The organism is Bradyrhizobium sp. dw_411, from assembly GCF_018449695.1.
GTDB lineage: Bacteria > Pseudomonadota > Alphaproteobacteria > Rhizobiales > Xanthobacteraceae > Bradyrhizobium.
This window is the reverse complement of record NZ_JAAVUY010000009.1, coordinates 251,187-274,795: the sequence shown is the minus strand read 5'-3', so window position 1 is coordinate 274,795 and position 23,609 is coordinate 251,187. Positions and strand designations below refer to the sequence as shown.

Here is a 23,609-nt window from a genome sequence, read left to right as displayed (position 1 = left end):
TCATGCCGGTTCGCCGGTCTTGCGCAGGACGCAGCCGCTGATCTTGATGCTGCCGTCGGGCTGCTGCTCCAGCGTATACAGCGCCTGCCACGGCACGCCCTCGGCATCGACGATGTGGACAGCTTGCGCGATCTTGCCGTCCGCGGCGCGTCCCTCGCCGAACTCGAAACTCTTGTGGCGATAGATCGGCGTGTAGGTGCGCTGGACCATGCCGAGAAAAATATCGGCCTGCGGGAACATGTTTTGAATCGCGGGGGAGGCATAGGAATAGGCCGTCGCGGCATCGTCGCGGCCGAGCGCCTCGGCCTGGGAGCGGATGATGCCTTGCGCGGCGGCGACGTCGTCTCCCGCGTGGACGGGAGCCGCGAGACCGAGCAGCAGGGCGGTCAGCAAAATCAGGGCGCGCATGCGGGGAACCCTCCATTGAGCTGTTACGCTTGGCGGGCTGAATAGTTTCAGCGCCGAGCGGTCAGGTTATCCCAGCAAGTATCGCGCCATCATTTCAGATTTTGCCTGGCCTCCGGATTGCCCAGCGCGGCGGCTTTCTCGAACCATTGCCGCGCGATCCTGGCGTCGCGGGGAACGCCGCGGCCGGCGCTGTAGAGCACGCCGAGATCGTTCATGTTGGAAGCATCGCCAAGTGCGATGCCCTGCTCGAACAATTGGCGCGCCCGTGCATAGTCGCGCGCAACGCCGCTCCCATACATATACATCAGGCCGAGATTGTTCATGCCCGCCGGCACGCCGGCATCGACGGCGGCCTGATACAGCCGGCGCGCTTCCTCCAGATCTTTCCTGACGCCGTGGCCGTGCTCATATTGCCAGCCGAGATCGACCATTGCGATCGGCTCGCCCGCCGCTGCGCCCTTGGCGTACCAGCGTGCCGACTCGTCGTAGTTGCGAGGCACGCCAGAACCGGCCTCGTAGAGCGCGCCAATGTTATTCATCGCCATGCCATAGCCGGCGTCGGCGGCTTGCTGGTAGAGCCGCCGCGCTTCGGCAAAATCTTTCCGCGCGGTCGCGATGCGTCCCGCCTCGAAGGTAAATCGGATCACATCGGGATATTGCGCGATCGCGTCGTTGCAGGCCTTGGTCGCGGCCGGGATGTCGATCTTGTCAACTTCGAGGCCTGCGATACTGGGCGCGTGCCCGGTATCGTAAGGCATTCCCGCCAGCCGGTCGCAATCGGTGATGAGATCGCGGCGCAGGCTCGGATTGTCGTCCGGCGGCGACAGCCGCGCCTCCACGATCGGCGGCGACGTGCCAGCGGGACCCACCGGCTGGCTGTTGGCAATCGGGGCGGGCTTGCCGGCGAAATAGAAACTGCCGGAAATTGGCGAAGACGACACCCAGGGCAATTGCGAGCCGCCGGTGGACTTCTGCACCGCGAGGCCGACCTCGTTGAAGGTCCTGAACAGGCCGTAACCGGGCTGCTGCATCGTAGCCGCCAGCGCCCTGGTATAGGGACTGTGGCCGTCGACGCCGTCGAGCGAGACGCTGCGCGGCTGGGTCGCGAACGAAATCAACGTTCCCGGCGGGGCCTGCATTTGCGCCAGACCGCCGGTCTTCGAGCGCACCCCGATGCCCCTGAACGGGTTGTCGCGGCAGGCATCGAGCAGCACAAGATTGATCCGGGCGCCGGACTTTTCCATCTGGTCGAGGATCCCCGATGTGCCGACCGCCTGTGCAAACACATCGCCTTCGTCGAGCGGATGGGCATCGACCGGGACCAGATAATTGAGGCCATGGGTCTCGACGCCGTGGCCGGCATAATAAAACAGCGCGACATCGGCGCCGGCCAGTTCATGGCCGAAATCCTGAAGGGCCTTGTCGAAGCCGGCTTTGTCGAGGTCCAGTTCGGCGCCGCCGCCGACCACGAAAAAACCCAGGGACAGCAGGGTGTCCGACATCAGTTTGGCGTCGGCGGTGGGGTTGGGCAGTACAGGCACGGCCTTGTAGGCCGAATTGCCGATCACCAGCGCGACGCGTTTTTCGGCGTGCGCCGCCGAGCCCATGGCGGTGCACATCAGAAATGCCGCGAACAACAATCGCGACATGATGCCGATCCGACCCGCCCCAGCCATGACACCGCCTCCGCCGGCAGGGCTCTTTCCTGCCGCCTGTTGGTCTTGCCAGCGCTCGATTTGGTTCGATAGGCCCTGCGCCCGGTTGACAGCCTCGTAGTTTCGGTAGGCGAAAGCAACGAATCAGCTAGAATCGCGCAGTTCACCCGTGCTTCGGTTATCGAGGGACGTCTTGACAGAGACCTCTGATCTAGAAGTCATCCTGCGGTTTCTGCATCGATTTGCGGACCTGATGTCGAACGGCTCCAACTCGGAAAACCTGCTCCGCGCCGCGGCACTCCTCGAAGCCAATGTGCGGCGGGCCAACGAAGCCGAAGAACTGCTTCGGCAGGCGCGCTCCAGCAACGCCAGCATCGAGCAGCAACTGGCTGCGTTTTCCCGCGACGGCCACGTCCACGTTCCGGTTTCCATCCTCAAGCTCGCCGCATCGCAATTCCAGGCGCTCTCCCGGGCCTTCGAGAATTCCGGCAACGTCGTCTCGCAGGCGATGTGCGCCGCCAGCGCATCGACGCTGGACCGGATTCTCGAGACGAGTGCGCCGCAGTTGTCGCTGTCAAGAAGCGAGCAAACAAGTCACTAGTTCGATCGGAACGAAGTCCGGACGACCCGGACTAAAATCTCTCGATTGGGGCTTCCATTGAGCGCAGGCTATAGCCGCATGCGGTTGGCGCAGATGGGCGCTGATCGCTTTAATGCCGTTGGGGCTGACGCCTACCGTGGCGGTGAATTGAATACCGCGCAGGACCGCCATCGCGCGGTTGCAGCGCAAGATTGCCATTTGGTCCTCACGGGAGGATGCTCTCTGACTGTATGGTGATTTGAATTAAAGCGACCTTTAGAAATTGCTTCTCGGCTTCGTCGCGTTTTTTATCGATGGTGTCAGCAAACGCCTGATCGAACAGCTGGGAATTGCTTTCGAATTGGTCCGTAAAATATTGTTGGCGAATGCGTCGGCTAGAAAGCCATTTTACAGATGTGAAAGACGGCGGGCTTGGTTGCCTTCTGTACTGCTGCAGTTTTCTGAACAATTGACCCATGCGATCTCCAATCGACCGAACGAGTTTCTTTGAGGAGATGTTTGCGGGCCGGAATTTTGCCATAGCGAGTTACTGATCACATTCTGCCTTTAGTTGTCTATCCAAAAGCCGTGTCGTGGGAGTGGAACAGCTAACCCCTGGTTCGTGGGTCCAATAGTCTTTTGGCGCGAAAGTGGGAATTTCGACCGAGAAAAAGACGGCGAAGCGAATCCGACTGACAGCTCGGTTAGCTACAGTTGTCCTTGCGGAACACACGATCGGTACGCGATTGCACGATCAGCCAGCGCTCGCCTTCGGCCGCTTCAAGTTAAGCCGCGAAATCAGATTGAGACGCGACGCCTGGATGTGATGACGCATCGCCCGCTCCGCTCCGTCAGCATCTCGCGCGAGCAGGGCCGCGGCAACCTTGCGGTGTTCTGCCATGGCGGCTTTGGCTCTGTTGATGTCGATGCGGGCCCGGGCGCGATAAATCCGCAATCGGTAATAGACCGTCTCCAGCAGAAGCTTCTCCAACTGCTCGCAGCGCGACGCCTTGATGATCCTAAAGTGGAAATCCTCGTCGTCTGACGCAAGGTACGTCTCTGCGTTCGGGCCACAGCGCGTCTGTTCGAGCGCGAGGAGCTCGGAAAGTGCGGCGATTTCCGCCGTGGTTGCGTTCTCGGCCGCGAGGCGCGCAGCCATCCCTTCGAGCGCTTCCCGGACGTAGAAAAGCTGCTCCAGAGTCGAGCTGCTTAATTCGATCACGCGCGTGCCCAATCGCGGGGTTCGCGTGACCAGTTTGCCCTCGAGACGGCCCAGAGCCTCCCGCAAGGGGATCCGGCTGATGCCGAGTTTTGACGCCAATTCCGTCTCGGACAATTTCTGGCCCGGCGCGTACTCGCCCGATGTGATCGCCTCGACGAGCCGATCGAAAGCCGTGTCGGAAACCGAATTACTTTCGATCGGACGGAGCGCGCTCATGATAGGTCTGCCGGGCCGGAATGCAGCGGCCGCGCTTTCGAAGTTGTTCCCGATTTCATCTGCCAACCTGTTCTATCCATTTGCAACGCGCCGGGCGATTGCCGGGTCGGGCTTTTCAACTGGCGCGGCCAGGCAGTCGCAATCGATCTCTTTGACCGTACAGTATCCGAGATGGGCCATGGTGCGATCGATCTCGTCACGGAAGATGCCGATGGCGCGGGCGGCGCCTGCCTCGCCACCGACGGCCGTGCCATAAAGCATGGGCCGGCCGATCAGCACCGCCCGCGCGCCCAGCGCCAGCGCCTTGACGACGTCGCTGCCGCGTCGCACGCCGCTGTCCATCAGCACCGTCAGCCGATGGCCAACCGCTTCGGCGACCTGCGGCAGCACATCGATCGGCGCCGTCGTGCTGTCCAGATTACGCCCGCCATGGTTGGACACGACCACCGCATCGGCGCCGCAATCGGCGGCCTTGACGGCGGCGGCCGCGTTCATGATGCCTTTGACGATCAGCGTCTTCGGCCAAATCCTGCGCAGGACCTTCAGATCGTCCCAGGTCAGCGAGTCGTTTCGCATCATTCCCTTACCCATCGGGGCTGCGGTGATCCGGTTTTTGAGCTCCGCGGGATAATTCTCGTAGCGCGGCAAGCCGCCGCCGAGCGTGTAGCGGCCGAGCACGCCGACCATCCAGCGCGGATGCCGCATGACATCGACGATGTTACGGCGGGAATAGGTGAACGGCACGGTGAAGCCGTTACGCAGATTATATTCGCGATTGCCCGACACCACGCCGTCTACGGTGACGACGAGCGCTTCGAAGCCGGCGTCGCGTGCCCGCGCCACGAGCTTGTGCGACATGGCGCGATCGGGCCACATATAGAGCTGAAACCACAATTGCCCGGGAGCTTCTTCGGCGATCCGCTCCATCGCGGTCATCGATCCCGTTGCAAGCGTGAACGGGATTTTGGCGGCGGCTGCCGCCCGCGCCAGTTCAAGTTCGCCCTGATACCACATCAGGCCCGCGGTGCCGCACGGCGCGATCGCGATCGGCATGGCCTGACGCTGGCCGAACAGATCGATGGCCTGGTTGCGTTTGGACACGTCGACCAGCGGGCGTGGGTTAAGCTTGATGCGTTCGAACGCCGCCCGGTTGTTGCGAAGCGCGATTTCATCCTCGCTGCCGCGGTCGACGAATTCGAAGATGCCTTTGGGAACGCGCCGCTGCGCGATAATGCGCAGGTCCTCGATGTTGTAGGCGCCCAGCGTTTGATCGGTCATCATTGTTCTCCCGTGACCGAGATCAGCCTTCGAACTGCAGGATGTTCAATCCGCCGTTCTGGTCGGTCAGGAACATCAGCCCGTTCGGATCGACGAAACAATCGTTCGACTGGGTCACCAATGCGCGATTGGGGCGCGGATCGATCAGGCTCGTTGGGTTAGGCGGCACGTAATAGGCGATTTCCTTTGGCCGGAATTGATCCTTGATGTCATAGACCCTGACGCCGGCGTTGTAGTAGGTCGCGAAGATGAAGTTCGAGTCCTGAAACGAGCCCGGCCGCATTTCATGCAGATTGTGCGGACCGAAACTGCCGCCCTTCGCACAATAATCGGCTTCTTCCGGCAACGGGAAAGTCGCGATGCTGATCGGATTCGACGGGACGCGGATGTCGTACATCCACATGTAGCGGAACCCGTCCTTGCAGTGATCGGATGTCGGCTCGTCCGCAAGCACGAGCAAGTTGCGATCCGGCAGCGGCAGCGGAGAATGCGTACCGCCCCCGAACGGCGGGTCGGTGTTGCGATGAACCAGGAGTTTGGGCCGCGTGGGGTCTGATACGTCCATGACCGTCAGACCACCGTCACGCCACGCGCCGTAGGCCAGGCCGTTGGCAACGACGACGTGATGCAGCGCATAGCGGCGTCCGGTCCGCCAGGTGGGAGTTTCGCCCCCGCCGGTCCACATGCCCGGAATCCAGCAACGGCCCACGACTTTCGGCTTGGTCGGATCGATCAGATCGACGATCGCCAGGATATGATCGGTGAAATCCGAGAAGTGGATCGAGACATAGGCGTAGCGTCCGCCGGTGTACCAGATGCGTTGCGGTCCAAGGCCGTCGATGGGCATGAAGCCGATTTCAACGGGCTTCTCCGGCTTGGAGATATCGTAGACGCGAATGCCGGACGTGAAACGGTCCAGCTTGCCTCTGAGCGCTTCGGCCGGTGATCCGTTGAAGTAGACGGTGCCGTCCTCGGCAAACTCCTTCATCCCCCACACGCTCGGCGCATTCACCGCCAGCAGCAGATCGCCGTGGGCATTGAGGTGAAACGCGCGCGTATTCGGCGGGCAGGCGATGAAGTCGACCACTTTCGGGTTCTTCGGGTCACGGACATCCAGCGTGGTGATGCCGTTGGCGAAGCCGTGACCGATATAGGCGTAGCCCCGCTGCACCATGACTTGCACGCCGTCGGGCTTGCCACCGAGGTCGGAGTGCGCGACGAATTTTATGTTTTTCGATGCAGCGGGCTTCATTCTTTATCCTTCGATTTTCTTCTGGCCGGTAATTTCTTGGATTTGCCCGGCTTCATGATTTGGCTGACGCTATTTGGCTGGTGCTGGCGTCAGCATGGCATTGGCGCGTACCTCGCGATATTGCTCCTCGGAAACCGGTACGGCGTCACGCTTGCCGAGGTCTTCAATCCGCAAGCGATAGGTTTCGCGCGCGGTCAGGGCCGCGATGGCCGCCACGACCGTGACGGCGAACGCGACGCAACCCACCGTAACTGGAATATAGGCCGAACCCGGCGGCGCGACCGACACGAAGATCGCCGGCAGCAGTGCGGTGGCGGCGGTTCCGACATTCTGTCCAATCGCCATCGCCGTCACACGAACGCGCGTCGTGAACAACTCGGGGAAGAAGGCCGGGAACACGCCGTTGTGTCCCTGATAGCAGACGCCCCACATCAGCATCGAGAAGAACAGCATCATCGGAACGTTCTTGATGCTGATCGAATAGAGATAGGCAAACGACAACAGGCCGCAGCAAAGGCACGCCGCGACCACCAGCGGCTTTCTTCCGATCTTGTCGGAGAGATTGCCGGCGAACGGAATCACCAGCACGGCGACAGCATTGCCCAGCAGCGGTATCCAGAGGAAAAGCTCCTTCGGCAAGCCGATCCCGTAGGCGGGCTGAACGGCATAGGCTGCGCCGAAGATCGTCGTCACCGACGGAATGACATTCATGGCGGCGATGCAGGTCACGCGCAGTATGTCATCCCAGCTTGTCGTGACCGCTTCGATGAACGGCACTTTGGGGACCTCGCCACGCTGGCGCTGGGCGTCGAAAGCGGGTCCTTCGTTGACCGACTTGCGGATGATCCAGGCGGCGAGCAGAACGAAGCCGCTGAGGAAGAAGGGGATGCGCCAGCCCCAGGCGTTGAAGTCAGCCGAGGGCATATAGGCGGCGATCGGCAGGAAGATCGCAGCCGCCAGGATCTGGCCGGACTGCACACCTTGCGTGGTGAAGCTCGCGAAATATCCCCGCCTTCCGAAGGGCGCATGCTCAAGAGACAGCGAACTGGACCCCGAAATCTCGCCGGCGACCGCAAATCCCTGGATCAATCGCAGAATGATCAGCAGGAGAGGAGCCAGCAGTCCGACCTGGCTATACGTCGGCAGAAAGCCGACGGCAACGGTCGAAAGCCCCATCATGAACATGCAAAGCACCAGCACGCTCTTGCGGCCATGCGTATCACCCCAATGGCCCAGGAAAATGGCCCCGAGCGGGCGCGCGACATAGCCGACGCCGTAGGTTGCCAATGAGGCGAAGATTCCGGCCGTCGGATTGTCCGACGGGAAGAAGATCTGCGGAAAGACGAGGGCCGAAGCCGTCGCGAAAATGAAGAAGTCATAGAATTCAAGCGTCGAACCGATCCAGCCGCTGATGGCGGCCTTCCTGGGTTGGTGTCCAGATCCCGCATCTGCCTGCAAAACAGCCATTTTGTTTCCCCCGTCGTTTTGATTTTCGTATAGTGTATACAGTAAACAACGTAAGACAAGCGCTTCTTGGCCCTTATTCATCTTGCCCAAGCTCTTCTAGGCCAACGATGGACGCCTGCATCTATCGTATCGGGCTTAGCGCGAGATCATCGCCTAAGACGATGTCGATAAACCGTGTCCATGCTCAACGAATGAACGAAAAGCGCGTCAGAGCCTGTGAGAGCCGTGGCTATCTGATCTGGCGGTGGAGACGGCCCCAAAGACCCGCGGGTGTCGCGCGCGAAACTGGTGCGGGAACGCCGCTGGGGCCCCGTTGAACACCTCAGCGGTCCCTGTATCGCCGACGCGCGGTATTCAATTCTAAGCACACCCTGCTGCGGCTCGCAGAGTCCAGGGGGCGCAAGAAGGCGGATGCTGTTGACGAGCACTTCGCTCGGTACAACACGGCCTCCCAGCGTATTCCATCTCAATCGAGGGGCGGTTCGATGCAGTCAAATCGATTGCGCTTCGAACGAGACGGATGGACGCGCGATAGATCAGTGAGGGGACGCTCCCGATTCCGACGTGACGTACACAAGCGACGGCAGTCGTTCGGTTCACTCCGAGGCGTTGCGCTTTCGGTTAGCGCCGTTTGCTGGCCATGCTCGATCCAGCTTGCACCATCGATTGAGTGGTCGGTCGGCACGGCGAGATCGCCCACCACACCACGGGATGCGAGCTTTGCAGCTTGGACGATCTCCTTTGAGGGAGCGAGACTTTAGGAGTAGACGCGCGCCCTGCGGGCGGCCGGTTAGGGTTAAACTTGTTATTAAATTGACGCGATAAAATCGTTTAATAAAATAAAATCCATAGTCGAAAAACATAATAAACGCGCTTTGCAGATTGCCGAAGAGAGAGATTGATTAATATGAGTTCTCGGGGCCAAATAAAAACCAGGCGCCGTTTTAAGGGGCTATCTTTTCAGGAAGGCATTCGGGACCTTGCTCAGCAGTTTGCTGAACTCAAACGTCTCCGTGCCGAAGTTCGAGAAGCAGAACAGCGTCTTGAAATCGCAGAACGTCAGCGTTCGGATCTGACGAGCAAGAATGAATAAGGTAACATAGAGCGTGCCCGAGTAAATTTTGTCTGTCAGTGCAATCCCGGACGCGTGCGATCTGTGCCGATCAATGGGACCGAACGTCGCGGTTGCTGCCGGCCGAACGCTCGGCCTGCATCGCCGGCAGTAGCGGCCCCGTTCGGTTGCTCAGGCTGATTGGCAATGGCAATACGGTTCATCTCCGTGTTTCTCCGGTATGGCCTGAAATTGGGTACTCTGGTAGGTTGCGAATGAACTCGGATATTCGGAAATTTCTTCGGTCGATCGTCGTGCGCGCCCTAAAAAGATCGCTCTTGCTATGTCGGGGATCGGACAATCCGCGACGTAATGCGCAGTTGAAAGGGAAGCGGGATTGGCGAAGATGGTTTGAACCTAATTTAATCCGGGTTGTCTAAAAGGTACGAGATTTGCTTAACCTCCAAAGAGTCATATTTAAAGTAAGGGGGTAATTATGAAGCTGGTTCAGATTAATAAATTAAATAATCATTCGGTCTCGCACTCTTTGAGGACGCTGAAGGCGGCAAAAAGCCAGCTCTCTTTGCCGGTGGACGAGGATTCAACGCCTTCGGCGTTAATGGCGCAGATCAGACTATGTGACGTGTTGCTGGGTGAAATTCGAACGATCGGCGCTTGTTTGGCGAACGGCTTGTATCGCCAGGACATGATCAGGCGGCGCCTTATTGTCACGAGCCGTCCGCGCGCCGTTCAGCATTCAAAATTGTCGCCCCACAACGAGCGGCGGAATCGACTGCGAGCCCGCGTCTAGGAACAGGTCGGTTCCCGGCGATGATGCGTGACATTTAACATCGGCCTCGCTTGCGCGAGTAGCCGGCAGAAAACTTCTGGCGTCTAATTGCGCGCAATGCCTGTTTTTACCGTGGTTTTGTCCAGATTGCTGATCTTGAATTCGTCCAACTGGTGCCCGGCTTCAAGCGCGGCGACCAGCCACCTGGGCTGTTTTCCCCTGCCGGACCATGTTTCCAAAGGGGACTGAGGATTGAAGTATTTAGCCAGGACTTTTGGATATTTGCGGCGTGGCGCGCGATTTAATCTGGCTGATTGCGGAGAACTTCTTTCGTCCCGGATTTTTTCCGCTCGATTCAGTTTCGCGAGGCGTGTCTCCAGCTCGCGTTTTTCCACGACCATTTTTTCGGCCAATATTCTGGTAATTTCTTCATGAATGAGCCAGAGCTCATCAAATTCCATCGCATGAAGTTCCGGTTTGCGCATCGCGCTCTCTCGCAACTGTTTTAGTGCGGCCGAAATGGCGGTATTCGGATCATCTGCAGAATCGCAACCGCCGGGTGATTGAATTCAGCGAATCATCTTAAATCGGGATTATATGTAACACTTAATTGAATGTTTTGCGAATCATCTTAACTGGATTATTTGGATTATATGTGTTTTATCCCCAGACGGTAGTTTTTGCGCCCCGAGGGGTATTAGCAAATAACTGCGGCATAAATGCAAAAAATAGTTGCATTATTGAGTGTCCCGCCATCACGGGGTTGCTCTCGGGACGGTTGCGTCGCAACACGCGTAAGTTGTCCGAGGTGTTGGTATTGTCGGCCCGCGATTGCGGAGTGAGGATGGAGGCGTCAGTCATTCGTCCGATGGCCGCGCTGATCGCGTCGGATTCGGGTACCTGCGCGGTCAGCGGGAACGACTCGCTTGCATCGAGAGTCTTCTGGTAATAGGTTCGCGAAACTTTCAGCAGGTCGGTATTCGGTATGGCAATGAAGAAGGTCGATCTCGAAATTATGTCGGTTGACGATCTCTGGTCGCTCCATGAGACTGTCAGCAAAATTTTGTCAACGCGAATAACGACAGAAAAGCATGAGCTTGAGCGGCGTTTAGCCGTTCTCAATCGCGGTCGTCTGGCAATCGAAGGCGCGACAGATTTCAACGTGCAGGGCGCCAATGGTAAGATTCGGCGTAAGTACCCGCGCGTATTTCCAAAGTATCGTAATCCACAAACCCCGTCTGAGACCTGGTCAGGCCGCGGCAAGCGACCGCGCTGGTTGGTCGCTGCACTGAAGAACGGTCGCAAGATTGAGGATTTTCAAATCAGCGACGCTGCGGGGTTGAAAAGCCGGCGGCAACGAGCCTAGCTTCGGGAAGCCTTTACGTTCCGTGGACCGCGGCGACAAGGGCGCTTTCCAGCCTACGAAAATACCACATTGTTTCAGTCACATTGGTTCAATTCGTGTCTGGTGCTTAGCGCATCGGGGGCGTTCATTTCGACGAATAAATGAACCATAAAGAATGCGCTCTTAACCAAGAGCGCGGTTTCCTTTAGTTAAAGCGCTGAGGCGACTGTACTCTGAGGCTTGGTTGCAACCTTGCGCAGAGGCAGTCGTGGGTAATACGGATTGGAAACGCGTTGAGGCGGAGTTGGGTATGACGGGGCCTGATATGGCGCGGCGCAGGCGGCCGCCGGACAGGTCGGGCGGCGAGATCTCCGGAATATCAAAGGATGATTCCGAGGCTATTCTAAAGCATATTGCGGATGCGCTTTATCCTAAAAGCGACCGGAACTGATCACGTCCTGCCGGTGTTTTCTGCCGCGCTAGTAGGCATTGCGTGCGCGCAATACCTCGATCGGTGTCTGCAGCAGGATTAAAAAATCGAGTTTGAAACTCCAGTTGTCGATATACCAGAGATCGAGGTTCACGCGCTGCGCGATCGATGCCGCGGTGGGCGTGGCGCCCCGACAGCCGTGCACTTGCGCCCAGCCCGTAAGTCCGGGCCTTACGCGGCTACGAAACGCATAATTCTGAACAATCTTGTTGAACTGATTATCGTGGGCTACGGCGTGCGGCCGGGGCCCCACCAGGGACATGCTGCCATCCAGTACGTTAAGCAGTTGGGGTAACTCGTCAACGCTTGTCCTGCGCAGCCACCAGCCAATACGTGTTACCCTTTTGTCAGCAAGCTGAGCCTGCACGATCGAGGGGCCATCCTCCAGTACCGACATCGTACGAAATTTGAGAATCTGGAAACGTCTGCCGTTGAAGCCGCAGCGCTGTTGTTTGAACAGGATGGGCCCTGGCGAGTCGAGCCTGATGGCAATTGCCACGATCGCAAGGATCGGGAGCAGTGCTGTCAGAGCGATGCCGGCGACCAGCACGTCGATACCTCGCTTCGCTGCGTGCTCGACGCTGCTCAGCGGGCCGCGCTGAAGCTCCACGCAAACCGTGTTGCCAAGCTCGCGAGAAGGCCGCCGGAATATTTCCGAGCCCGTGCCGACCGGTATGAAGCTGACTGGAAATGGAACGACTCTAAGTTCTGCTACAAGAGCGCGGAGATCGGACCAGCGATTTGGATCTGCTCCGACGACGATTTCTTCGACGTCTGCGTCACGAATATGCTCGATAACCTTCGCGGCGAATCTGGCCCTGTAAGCCAGGGTTGCGCCCGGCGGCGGCAATGTGAAGGACCCCTCTATGCGGAAACCCAGGCCCGTCAGGGTTTGGGCAAGATCGGCACTATCCGCCGATGATTGATCGGCGATCAGAACGATGTTGCGGCCGGAGAATCGTCTGCCAGCAAGCCCCCGCTTGAGAAGGCTTTTCAAAACGCTGCGATGCACGATGACCGTGGCGAGACCGAAAAAAGCAAAGAGAAGGCTGGTGACCCGGGAAATCTCGCTCCCGATTTTCAACGCGAACACGGTGCCCGCGAGCAGCAGAAACACGCTTGACCAGGCCAGGCACGCCTCACGAACCTGGCTGCGCAGAAGCAGTAACGCGGCGGGCTTGTACATCCCGCGATGCTTCATCACCGAGACGAACAGGGCCGACACCAGGATCGCCGAGCCGAGGGACTTTCCGATGTCACCGGGAGCCCCCTGAGTGTAAAGATGATACAAAAGACCGGAAGCCACGCTCGCAAGAGCAATCACGAGCAGATCGGTCGCGATCGCCAATGGCTCGATGGTGTCGTAGTGGATCGGCCATTTGCCGAGTTCGTTCGACGAAAACTCGCTCGGGCTCCGGGCGGAAATGCCGTCCGATACGTCCGCGCTGATATTGTGTCTTGCGTAATTCATCTGCAGCGCTTCAAATAATCGGGTGGATTAATATGCATTTAATTATCGCGCCTCCCATTTAAAATGCAAGCTTTTTAAATATTAATTATCCAAAAAATTAAATAATAATGTCATTCACGGGCCATTAACCGCTCTCTTTTAGCCTGCCCGGCGGCGCTTCGGTCGGGGGGGTGGGTTGATATCCGCAATCGCAATTCACTTTCTTGTCGGCATCGGGGTAGGGACCGGCTTTACGGTCAGGACCTTGCTGACCCTGGTGGCTTTCATCTTGATTGAAAGCGTCGTCGTGACGGTTGCGTTCGGATTTTCCGAAGCTGTCTTTTGGGCGATTGGAAGTCTGATTGCGATACAGTTTGGCTATCTCGGAGGCATCTATCTTCGAAGTGTGCTCGAACACGCAGGTCTCGCCGGCCGCACGCGCAGCCACGTGGATGTCCCCAAATAAATAATCAGAGCACCTGGCGGCGCCCCGGAAGAAAATAGATCGGCCGCTACGGAAATCGTGCGCGCACAACACCGAGATAGCCCGGTTCGATTTCGGCAATGACGCGTTCCGCGAACGCCCTGCCTGCGGGGGATGCCGACCTGTATGCGGCCACCAGCGCGGGCCTCAGGACTGGCGCGCGGGTCAGGACGACCCCGATGTCGCGCCGCACCAGATCCTGAAGTTCGATGTCGGCTATTGCGTCCTGATTGTGAAGCGAAACATTCAGGCGTAGCGGAAGCAGCGATGCTTCATTCGGAGCGGTGTAATAGGACATCTTGAGCAGCAATCCCGGATGATACCTCGCCCATTTGCAGCGATCCGCCATGGCCGCAAACAGCAGCCATGCGTCGCCGCGATGCGGAGAAAACCTGAGCGCCCGAACGAGAGTTTTCATCGCATCTCCGTTCGAGCGGCTGTCGGCATCCAGCCCCAGGGCTGGATCGACCCAGAGTTGTCCCGCGTAGGTGAATGCGCTTTCCGCCCATAAGTCACCTCGTACGGCTGCAATGGCCGCGGCCTGCCTGATCTTGTCCTGTTCGATGCGCACGACAGTAGCCGCCTGCTGGTTCAGAGGCAGCCGCATGTGATTTTGCGAATACCTTTCGGCAAGCAGTATCCAGGCGGCCTGAGTGATCAGCACCAGACCGAGGAGAGCAAGTACTACTCGCATCCACGACTTCGCCGATACGTCAGGGCGGAGCGAAAGGCCGGTGCCGGGATCCTCACTTTTTGCATCGAGGGCCGCATAGAGCTCCGAGAGGCGATGGTCCCTGTTGCTTCCGCTTTGCGCAAAGGCCCAGCCACACACCACGCTCATCGCAAGCGACGTCGTCAGGCCAAGGACTCCCTCATTCGCGAACAGCAAAATGCACACCGCGACGATGCAGCCGGCACCGGCGCCCGGATAAACATAATCCCGGCCGCGCAACAGGGCGCGTTTGGAGAGGATGAAGGCGCCAATCAGAGCCAAACCGATGCCGACCCAGAAGAATGACCGTCCCATCTCTATTGATACGATCGCTGCCGCGGTGGGGTTGTTGCCCGAAACCTCCTCGTCGATGCCTTGATAGATCGGCAAGAGAGCATCGAACGATCCCGCACCCGATCCGGCCCATTTTCCGTCGGATAACATCCGCTCGATTGATGCGGCTTGGACCTGTGTCGACAGCGCCAGTGTGGGATCCATGTCTTTTTGGACCGGCGCGATCGAAAAAAATCCGACGACTCCGACCACGGCCAGCGCTGCCATGCCCGTCCGGCCCCATGGACCCAATTGCCATCTCCGAATGGCCAGTAATCCCAGGAGAATGGCGCAGCCGACCAGCGCAGAAAGAAATGTAACAGTGTCGGCGCTGATGATGATCGCAGCCAGGCAGATTGTGAAGGACGCGCCGATCGCCAACACAGCGATAATCGCACCGATCCGGGAATTTCGCTGTTTCGTGTTCTTGGAGCCAAAGAAATCCCGAACATGAATTGCGGTAGCGCAGGCAAGGATAAATCCAATCACGGCCGTGTCCATCGCATCTGCTCGCTCGGCGACGTGTTCGAAACCGGCGAAGCCGGCATATCCCAGGTCAAACGCGATCAATTGCGCGGAGGTTAACGCGGTGATGGCCGTGAGCACGAATAGAATGCTTTCCGCGCGCTGCCTGTCGAGCGCAATGGTTGCGGTAACCAGGGCGGTTGCCAGCGCGACACAATAATGAGCAAGAGAAAGCAGCGTAGCTCCGATATCCAGGCTTACCGCACCGAGAAAAGGCATATCCAGAGCCGTTGCCGCACTCGCCCACACCGGATTGGCCAAGCGGCCTGGAGCGGGAAGGACCTGTATCAGCATCCAGAAACACGGAATCAGAACGATGACCGTTGCCGTTTTCAGCAATCTGGAAAGACGATTGAGGGCGGTTGAAGGCAGCGTCAGCGCGACCGATACGATCGCAACGGCAACTATGACCGAGACCATGCCTGTGGCGAGGACGTTGTCGAGCGCCCTGAATGCCGGCATCGCGGCAATCAAGAAGATCAATAACACGAAGGCAACGATCATTGGTGCACCGGTCCCGGCGAGTGGTGGCGCGCAGCCAATTCCGAAGGCTGTCCAGGATATGGATCGGCGCCGCCAGCCCGTCCGACTATTTAATAATTAAATACCGGAGTGAGGTTATATAATTAAATAAATTAAAACAATGACATTTTGCGCGGAATAATGTGCTCCAATGAAGGGGTGACTTAAGAGATCCCGGGACCCTCACGAGCCAGCTATGCGCACCGACATTGTCGCTGACTGCGGCTCGCGTAACCCGTCACGCCGTTCGCCTTAAGAGCCGTCTTCGGGCCGGAGGTCAATGGCCGGTAGTGATGGGAGTTGGCGTCGTAAGGATGGTTGTTGTCTGCGCGCCCTGAGTCGCCGCCTTCAGTGCGTAGCCGTTGGTTGCATAAATGATCGGATCGTTCGCTGTCGCCATGATCGTTCTCAGGAAATTCAAGAACTTCGTGGTCTCCACGGAGGCGGCATTGGACGTGAAGATAACGTCCTTGTTTCGCATCTCGAAGGATTGCGCGAGGAAATATCCCGAGGGGTCTCTAAAATTCACAATGTAGATGACGGGAATGATCGGGCCCTCGAACCGCCTGCAGTCGACCCCAAGCCGCTCGGCGACCTCCCGTGTTTCGCCACGATAAAGGAACACGGAGCCAGGATCGGCCTGCGCATCGTTCAAGCCACCCTGTTTCCCGACAGCTTCCGCAAGCGACAGGCGCCAGGCCTCAAACCGGAATTGCCCTTGAGTCCCCGAGGCGCCGAAAGCAACGAAAGTCTGAGGCTGACTGAAAAGGTAGATCACGTCGTTTGGAAGTACGTAGATATTGTTGGTGGGCTGGTAAAGCAGTGCTCCGAACGGGACACTTGCCCGATGTCCCTGCCGTTCAAGCGAGACCCACATGTCATAGCCCTGATTGCCAGGGCCCCCGGCTCGCGCGACGGCATCGAGAATACGCTCTCCGGACGGGCTCGCCGGAAAACGCCCGGCGGCACGGACATCGCCAAGAACGCTAACGAGTGACGTGTGCTGGTCGGCCAACGCCACGACCACCTGCGGTTCAAGCGCACGCGCCTTCAGCCCGTCCAGAATCGAGTTCTGTATTTCGGTGGGGGTCCGGCCTTTCGCCTGGATGATACCGGCATAGGGAACGGTGATGTGGCCGTTCTCGTCGACGGCTTGATTGGGAATTGTCACGAAATTACCGGCACGAACGCCGGAATCGGAAGTGAACAGACCGCCCGGTGCAGCCTCAAATATCGTGACACTGACGATATCGCCGATTCCGAAACGAAATGCTTTCGGAGGGGTCTTGTCCGCAAAGGCGGACGACAGAGTTGGAGTATAATGACCGAGAATGCCAACGACTTCGGGCGCCAGCTTCACCAGTGCGTAGGGGAGGCTCGCGGGATCGGAGGTTTCCGACGAGGCGCGAACGTCAAAGGACTGCGGGCCGGTGGCAGGCATGATCGAGCAACCCGCTCCGGACAATGCCAGGAGCGCGATTGAAATATGCACACAATTCCGATTTAGCCCCAACAGCACGGCCCCTCCGACAATCGGAACATTGACACTCTCGCCCGATTCAAACCAGAGAATCCTGCCTGGCATTCAAATAGAAGATATGAATGTTGCTTGGCGGCAACACTTTTATAGGGAGATCCAGCTTCCACGGAAAACGCCATGCCGATTTAAATAGCAAAAACACCTTACTAAACTGCCTTATGCTTGGTCGGCAAAGCCATAGCGAATATAATGCTCGTTATTATAATAGTCGCTGCGATAATTGTCGTACCGCTTCATCGCCTTGATATCCGTCTTGTTCAGGACCGTGCCGATCAGGGTTTCGTATACGTTCGGTGCGGTATGAAGGGCGTGCTGGACCACCTCGATTTTCGTCCGTCCCCATTCGACCACCAGAATGAAGCAGTCGATCAGAGGCGTCGTCGCGCGGACGTCCACGACGGGAGTCAGGGGCGGCAGATCGACGATGATGTAGTCGAACGTCGCCCGCAATTTATCGAACAGCTCTTTGGTCAGATCTGCCGAAAGGATCTCGCTGGTATGGAGCAGCGGACCTTTCTTTACGGCGGGCAGGAAGACCAAATTGCTTCTCGGGTCCTTCCAGACCGTCTCCTCCAGCGTTCGTGCACCGGATATGACTTCGACGATGCCTGCGGTGGCATTGGGCGTGAGATTGGCCGAGAGCGATGGGTTTCTCAGATCGCAGTCGACAACAATCACTTTCTTCCCGGTGTGGCCGATGAGCTGTGCGAGGGAAGCCGCCAGGGTGGATTTACCTTCATTCGGCAGAGAGGAAGTAATGCCCACGACTTTGTTTGAGGTCTTGGTGGGATTGAGGTCGATCGCAAGCTTGATCGAACGGATGGACTCGGCAAATCGGGACAATGGCATGCCCAGGACCGCCCAGTATATTCCCGACCGGATCGAGAGCATTCTTTGTCGAGGGTCCTGGTCGGGTTCGCGAGAATTATCAGCGGTCGATTTTTTTCGTTTCGGGGTCTGCAGCAGCGGCACCAGGGACAGGCAAGGCAGTCGCAGCGCCGTTTCGATCTGGGCGGAGGTACGGAAAACCCGATCCATGCTGTCTCGCAACAGGCCAAGGGCAATTCCGAGCCCGAGACCTCCGAAAATACCAAGCGCCAGGACCAGCACGGATTTGGGCTTGCTCTTGCTTTGCGGTGGCGCCGCGGGATAGATCAGGCGGGCTTCGGAGATCGGGAAAGACTCCTGTTGAACCGACCCCATGTAGCGCTGGAGAAAGGTTTCGTAGAGGCTCCGGTAGCCTTTCGCATTGCCTTCCAGTTCGCGCATGGTCACTTCGGCCGAATTTGTCGTGCGCGAAAGTGATACCGCCTCCGCCAACTGCTTCTCGATCTCTTGCTGTCGCTGCTTGTTGACTTCGAAGTCGCTTCTGGTGGTTTCCACGAGCCGGTGTACTTCATCCAGTATCGATGTCCTGATATCCCGCATGCGGGTGCGGATATTGACAACAGCCAGATGATCCTTGCCGAACCGCCCGGACCATTCGCTTTCGCGTCTTGCGAGTTCCAGATATTGTTGACGAAGGCCGTTGATGATCGGGTTGCTCAGTGCTTCCGACCCGGATGAATCAAGCGTGCCTATCGACGGAGAATCGACCGAGTTTGATCGGAGGATCGCCTCGAACCGGTTTAGGCGGGCGGCCGCATCAGATGTCTGGGCACGGACCGCGACCAGCCGGCTGTTCAGATCGCTCACCTGCTGTTCGTCTATTGGCTTTCCGCCTGCCGAGACCATGTTGTTCTGGGACTTGAAGGCGCCGACCGCACGCTCCGCCGTCAAAGCCTGTTGACCCAAATCTCGCAGGCGGTCCTGAAGCCAGGCTGTTGCCCGCCGATTGGCCTCGAATTTGGCATTCAATTGATCGGTGATGTAGGCATTTGCGACGGCGTTAACGATCTCCGCTGCGCGTGCTGCTTTGCTCGAATTGAAACTGATCTCTATCACATTGCTGTAGCCCACCCTTATGGCGGACAGCCGGTCCTGGAATGCTGCAACGACCCCATCCGATAGCTGATCCCCGGGCTCTGCTGGCGGAGCGGCCGGCTTCGTGCCCCGAATCCAGCGCACCAGAGAATTCAGCGGCTGCGACGATCCGTTCAAATCTTCATCGCCGGCCAGTTTGAGCTGATTGATCACCGAAATCGCTATCGCTTTCGACTTTAGTATCTGCAGCTGGGTTTCGATCTGGGTGGGATCAACCACTGACTCAGGGAGCAGCGACTGTTGCTGAATGAATTGAGGTTTCGGATTGGCGAACAGTACCTGCACCTGGGCGGTATAGGTCGGCGGTGTGATCCGTAAATAAATCGCGCTGATCGCGACGGCGAGCACGAGAGTGAAGACAATGACCGCAAACTGACGGCGCAGGAATCCAATACCGAAATTAACGAGTGCGCCAATGCCGCCCGTCTCGCCCCCGTCTCCCGGCACAGCGGCGTCGAGGGCCGGACGCAGCCTGTCGTTCTGTAGCATATTGCTCTGAAGCATTGAGACGGCTTTCGGTCGACGCAGCGATACGCCATTCAATTTGGCGACAGTCGAGGATCAGTTACCTTGTTTTACGTAATGGTGTTGCATTTAATATGAATGTGTCGGATAAATAAAGATGCCGTTCAAATTAAATACCATAGAATTTAAAATTATTATGAATTGTGATCGTGACCGGCGCCGCCACCGCGGCAGGGAACTGGCTTGAGAGCGCAATATCAGCCGCGGGCAGGCATCGGTCCGACAATATCGATGCCGGTATCCAGAGATGGCTTATCGGGAGATCATTGCCGATGGGCGCTCAACCCGGGATTTCGTGATGAGGCAAAGAGCGTTCGATGCAAAGCAGAGGGGGGAATGAATGCCGGTCCAGATATCTTCTCTGGCGATCCCGGATGTTAAATTGATTACCACGACCCGGCACTCCGATGCGCGCGGATATTTCCGCGAGACTTTCCAGCGGGATGCTTTTGCCCAGCAGGGGATCGATAGGGATTTTATCCAGGACAACGAGTCAGGTTCGGATCGGCCCGGCACCATTCGCGGCCTTCATTTCCAGCGGCCTCCTTTCGCGCAGACGAAACTGGTGCGCGTGCTGCTTGGACGCATTCTGGACGTTGCCGTCGATCTGCGTCCTTCATCGCCAACTTATGGACTGCATGTGACCGCCGAGCTTTGCGCTGGCACTGACGAGCAGCTCCTGGTTCCGATTGGCTTTGCCCACGGTTTTTGCACGCTCGAGCCCGATACGATCGTCTCTTACAAGGTTGATCAGGTCTATTCGCCAAGTCACGACGGCGGGGTGAACTGGGCCGATCGCAGATTAGCAATTGATTGGCCGGTCGCTGCGGCAGACGCAATTTTGTCCGAGAAGGACCGCGTTCTCCCGATGCTGGATCAGCTTGCCCCGATTTTCGAATAGAAGCGGAGAGTAGCCCGATGCGCGTATTGGTCACAGGAGGGGCAGGTTTTATCGGGTCAGCCGTGTGCCGCCGGCTCGTTCTCGAGCATGGCGCAACGGTCATCAATGTCGATAAACTGACCTATGCCGCCAACCTTAACTCTCTGGCGCCGATTGCAGGCGAGCGAACCTACGTATTCGAGCAGATAGACATCTGCCAGCGTGAGGCGCTGAACGCGATTTTAGCGAAGTACCGGCCCGATGGAATCATTCATCTCGCCGCAGAAAGCCACGTCGATCGTTCGATAACCGGCTCGGCTGCATTCGTCGAGACAAACATCGTCGGAACCTACAACCTGCTTGAGGCGGGCCGCGAATATTTCGATCGCCTGACGGCTCAGCAACGTGACCATTTCCGGTTTGTCCACGTCTCGACCGATGAAGTTTACGGCTCGCTTGGTTCAGAAGGTCTTTTTTGCGAGGAAACGCCCTATCGACCAAGCTCGCCTTATTCAGCGAGCAAAGCGGCGTCGGACCACCTGGCTCATGCCTGGTTCAAGACTTACGGTTTCCCGGTCATCGTTTCGAACTGCTCCAACAATTACGGGCCGTATCAATTCCCGGAAAAGCTCATTCCGTTGACAATTCTGAATGCGATGGAAGGCGTGCCGCTCCCGGTTTACGGCCGCGGCTCGAACGTGCGGGATTGGCTGTATGTGGACGATCATGCCGAGGGCCTTATCCGCCTGATTTCGCACGGGCGCCCGGGAGAAAAATATAATTTCGGCGGTGATAGTGAGCGCACAAACCTCGAAGTCGTTGAGCAGATTTGCGATGTCCTCGACGAAATCGTTCCAGGGATGACATCAAGGCGATCACTTATCAGGTTCGTGCAGGATCGGCCCGGGCATGATTTTCGCTATGCGGTCGATGCGTCAAAGGCCCGTCGCGAACTTGGATGGCGGCCTGGCAAGTCTTTCGAGGACGGCATTGCGCAAACGGTGCGGTGGTATCTTGAAAGCCGTGCGTGGTGGGAAGCGCCGCGCGCCAAGGTTTACGGGGGGGCACGCCTCGGACTTCCAGCATTGCAGCACTGAGGCCGCAAATGACACAAAGGCCGCTTCTCATTGCAGGCAAGAATGGTCAAGTGGCGCGATGCCTGCGCGACCTGGCTTTCCAGCAGAATATTCCGATCGTGGCTGTCGGCCGACCCGAATTGGACCTGGAGGATAAAGCCAGCATCGATCGTGTATTGGACGCGGTCGAGCCATCGGCCGTGATCAATGCTGCGGCTTATACGGCGGTAGATCGAGCGGAAACGGAGCCTGCAGCAGCTTTTGCGATCAATTGCAATGGCGCAGCGGAGATCGCCGACGCCGCGAGGCGACGGCGCATTCCGTTCCTGCATCTTTCAACCGACTACGTTTTCGATGGTGAAAAGAAATCACCATATGTTGAAAATGACATTACGGCGCCGCTGAATATCTACGGCGCATCCAAGCTTGCGGGTGAAGTGGCGGTCCTGAAGGCCCATCCCGGTGCAGTGATACTGCGCACATCCTGGATTTACAGTCCGTACGGCAACAACTTCGTGAAAACGATGCTGCGGTTGTCCGAAACCCAGCCGATCGTAAAGGTCGTCGACGATCAGAGAGGTGCGCCAACATCTGCCGCCGAACTGGCGAGCGCCGTGCTGAAGATCGTTGCGCGGCTTCAATCGGCCGGCGATCGCGATGACGATGCGGGAATTTACCATCTTGCCGGTGAGGGAGAAGCCAGTTGGCATGAGTTCGCCTCAGCCATCTTCGCGAGCCTTGTCCGACGCCGGCGACCCGTGGCTTTGCTGCGGCCAATCGGGACAGACGAGTATCCAACGCCGGCGCGCAGGCCACGAAACTCCTGCCTGGATTGTTCCAGAGCCGAACGCGTCTTTGGTGTCCGGCTCGCCTCCTGGCGCTCGTCGCTTGAGGTGTGCCTCGATCAATTGGTAATGGACGGGGCGCGGGCATGTTGAAGGGTATTGTTCTTGCTGGCGGCAGTGGAACGCGGCTGTATCCGATCACGCGTGGCGTGAGCAAGCAATTGCTCCCCATCTACGACAAGCCGATGATCTACTATCCGCTGTCGACCTTGATGCTCGCGGGCATTCGCGAGATTCTCATCATCACCACGCCGACGGATCGATGTCAGTTCGAACGGTTGCTGGGCGACGGCAGCCAGTGGGGAATCAGTCTGCATTATGCCGAGCAGCAGAAGCCTGCGGGGCTTGCCGAGGCATTTATCATTGGAGCGGATTTCATCGGGCGCGATCGCGTGGCCATGGTGCTCGGCGACAACATCTTCTTTGGTCACGGATTACCCGAATTGCTCGCGAAAGCAGCCGATCGGCAGCATGGTGCAACTGTCTTTGCATATCACGTGCGAGATCCGGAGCGGTACGGTGTCGTCACTTTCGACAAAAATGATCGGCCGATCCGGATCGAGGAGAAGCCAACGAATCCGACTTCGAACTGGGCGATCACGGGTTTGTATTTTTTTGACAACGACGTCGTGCGTCACGCGTCTCTGGTCAAGCCGTCAGCGCGGGGGGAACTGGAGATCACCGAGTTGCAGACGCGCTATCTGTCTGCGGGCGCCCTCCATATCGAGAGAATGGGCCGGGGGTTTGCCTGGCTCGACACTGGAACTTTCGAATCGTTGATCGATGCCGCGAGCTTTGTGCAGACGCTCGAGACGCGACAGGGAATGAAGGTTGCGTGCCTGGAGGAAATCGCTTTCAGGCGCGGATTCATCGATCGGGACCAGGTACTTATCCTCGCCAAATCGTTGGAAAAAAGCGGCTACGGCAAGTACCTGATCGACCTGATCTCGCCCGTTTGAAATCGGGCGTGTGCGCCCGTT

The 23,609-nt window shown here is 58.0% G+C and carries 20 protein-coding genes; 7 read left to right on the top strand and 13 right to left on the bottom strand.

Annotation, left to right across the window (positions count from 1 at the left end; all coding sequences use genetic code 11):
* Both HB676_RS17805 and HB676_RS17800 read right to left on the bottom strand, forming a co-directional pair.
* Complete coding sequence (locus HB676_RS17805) at positions 1 to 408, bottom strand: DUF4864 domain-containing protein (RefSeq protein ID WP_213739141.1); 408 nt, start codon at positions 406 to 408, stop codon at positions 1 to 3.
* An 89-nt stretch (positions 409 to 497) separates the two neighbouring features.
* Positions 498 to 2,057 (bottom strand): caspase family protein, encoded by a 1,560-nt coding sequence (locus tag HB676_RS17800; RefSeq protein ID WP_249780319.1) that lies wholly within the window; start codon positions 2,055 to 2,057, stop codon positions 498 to 500.
* Between the two features lie 199 nt (positions 2,058 to 2,256).
* On the opposite strand from HB676_RS17800, the gene HB676_RS17795 reads away from it, so the two are divergent.
* Entirely contained in the window at positions 2,257 to 2,664 is a 408-nt protein-coding gene (locus HB676_RS17795; RefSeq protein ID WP_213739139.1) for a hypothetical protein, read from the top strand.
* Between the two features lie 205 nt (positions 2,665 to 2,869).
* Here the strand turns inward: HB676_RS17795 and HB676_RS17790 are convergent, their stop codons facing one another.
* From HB676_RS17790 to HB676_RS17770, 5 genes are all read right to left on the bottom strand, one after another.
* On the bottom strand, positions 2,870 to 3,121 hold the full coding sequence (locus HB676_RS17790) for a hypothetical protein (RefSeq protein ID WP_213739138.1): 252 nt from the start codon (positions 3,119 to 3,121) through the stop codon (positions 2,870 to 2,872).
* 276 nt (positions 3,122 to 3,397) lie between these two features.
* Entirely contained in the window at positions 3,398 to 4,081 is a 684-nt protein-coding gene (locus tag HB676_RS17785) for a GntR family transcriptional regulator (protein WP_213739137.1), read from the bottom strand.
* Between the two features lie 72 nt (positions 4,082 to 4,153).
* The gene (locus HB676_RS17780) at positions 4,154 to 5,359 is read right to left on the bottom strand and encodes an alpha-hydroxy acid oxidase (RefSeq protein WP_213739136.1); all 1,206 of its coding nucleotides are present in this window, start codon (positions 5,357 to 5,359) and stop codon (positions 4,154 to 4,156) included.
* 22 nt (positions 5,360 to 5,381) lie between these two features.
* Complete coding sequence (locus HB676_RS17775) at positions 5,382 to 6,611, bottom strand: hypothetical protein (RefSeq protein ID WP_213739135.1); 1,230 nt, start codon at positions 6,609 to 6,611, stop codon at positions 5,382 to 5,384.
* Between the two features lie 69 nt (positions 6,612 to 6,680).
* Positions 6,681 to 8,078, bottom strand: a complete 1,398-nt coding sequence (locus HB676_RS17770; RefSeq protein ID WP_213739134.1) for an MFS transporter — start codon at positions 8,076 to 8,078, stop codon at positions 6,681 to 6,683.
* 1,547 nt (positions 8,079 to 9,625) lie between these two features.
* Between HB676_RS17770 and HB676_RS17765 the strand changes: the two genes are divergently transcribed.
* Positions 9,626 to 9,940, top strand: coding sequence for a hypothetical protein (locus HB676_RS17765; RefSeq protein WP_213739133.1), 315 nt, complete (start codon positions 9,626 to 9,628; stop codon positions 9,938 to 9,940).
* A gap of 83 nt (positions 9,941 to 10,023) precedes the next feature.
* Here the strand turns inward: HB676_RS17765 and HB676_RS17760 are convergent, their stop codons facing one another.
* The gene (locus tag HB676_RS17760) at positions 10,024 to 10,404 is read right to left on the bottom strand and encodes an H-NS histone family protein (protein ID WP_213739132.1); all 381 of its coding nucleotides are present in this window, start codon (positions 10,402 to 10,404) and stop codon (positions 10,024 to 10,026) included.
* Between the two features lie 500 nt (positions 10,405 to 10,904).
* Here HB676_RS17760 and HB676_RS17755 point away from each other — a divergent pair, with 500 nt between their 5' ends.
* Entirely contained in the window at positions 10,905 to 11,285 is a 381-nt protein-coding gene (locus HB676_RS17755; protein ID WP_213739131.1) for an H-NS histone family protein, read from the top strand.
* 458 nt (positions 11,286 to 11,743) lie between these two features.
* Here HB676_RS17755 and HB676_RS17750 read toward each other — a convergent pair whose 3' ends face one another.
* The 5 genes from HB676_RS17750 to HB676_RS17730 all read right to left on the bottom strand — a co-directional run bounded on the left by HB676_RS17750 (position 11,744) and on the right by HB676_RS17730 (position 19,807).
* Positions 11,744 to 13,225 (bottom strand): undecaprenyl-phosphate glucose phosphotransferase, encoded by a 1,482-nt coding sequence (locus tag HB676_RS17750; protein ID WP_213739130.1) that lies wholly within the window; start codon positions 13,223 to 13,225, stop codon positions 11,744 to 11,746.
* Between the two features lie 124 nt (positions 13,226 to 13,349).
* A complete protein-coding gene (locus HB676_RS17745; protein WP_213739129.1) occupies positions 13,350 to 13,652 on the bottom strand; it encodes a hypothetical protein in 303 nt (100 codons plus the stop codon).
* Between the two features lie 64 nt (positions 13,653 to 13,716).
* A complete protein-coding gene (locus tag HB676_RS17740; RefSeq protein ID WP_213739128.1) occupies positions 13,717 to 15,762 on the bottom strand; it encodes a hypothetical protein in 2,046 nt (681 codons plus the stop codon).
* Between the two features lie 295 nt (positions 15,763 to 16,057).
* Entirely contained in the window at positions 16,058 to 17,221 is a 1,164-nt protein-coding gene (locus HB676_RS17735) for a polysaccharide biosynthesis/export family protein (RefSeq protein ID WP_249780304.1), read from the bottom strand.
* A 255-nt stretch (positions 17,222 to 17,476) separates the two neighbouring features.
* Positions 17,477 to 19,807: a polysaccharide biosynthesis tyrosine autokinase gene (locus HB676_RS17730; RefSeq protein ID WP_213739126.1), complete on the bottom strand. Its 2,331-nt coding sequence runs from the start codon at positions 19,805 to 19,807 to the stop codon at positions 17,477 to 17,479.
* Between the two features lie 361 nt (positions 19,808 to 20,168).
* Here HB676_RS17730 and rfbC point away from each other — a divergent pair, with 361 nt between their 5' ends.
* From rfbC to rfbA, 4 genes are read left to right on the top strand one after another with little or no spacing between them, the layout of a single operon-like run.
* Entirely contained in the window at positions 20,169 to 20,729 is a 561-nt protein-coding gene (gene rfbC, locus HB676_RS17725) for a dTDP-4-dehydrorhamnose 3,5-epimerase (RefSeq protein ID WP_213739125.1), read from the top strand.
* Between the two features lie 17 nt (positions 20,730 to 20,746).
* Positions 20,747 to 21,805, top strand: a complete 1,059-nt coding sequence (gene rfbB, locus HB676_RS17720; protein WP_213739205.1) for a dTDP-glucose 4,6-dehydratase — start codon at positions 20,747 to 20,749, stop codon at positions 21,803 to 21,805.
* Positions 21,806 to 21,813: 8 nt separating this feature from the next.
* The gene (gene rfbD, locus HB676_RS17715; protein ID WP_213739124.1) at positions 21,814 to 22,722 is read left to right on the top strand and encodes a dTDP-4-dehydrorhamnose reductase; all 909 of its coding nucleotides are present in this window, start codon (positions 21,814 to 21,816) and stop codon (positions 22,720 to 22,722) included.
* Positions 22,716 to 23,588: a glucose-1-phosphate thymidylyltransferase RfbA gene (rfbA, locus tag HB676_RS17710; protein WP_213739123.1), complete on the top strand. Its 873-nt coding sequence runs from the start codon at positions 22,716 to 22,718 to the stop codon at positions 23,586 to 23,588. The genes rfbD and rfbA overlap by 7 nt, the downstream gene beginning before the upstream one ends.
* Positions 23,589 to 23,609: the final 21 nt, after the last annotated feature.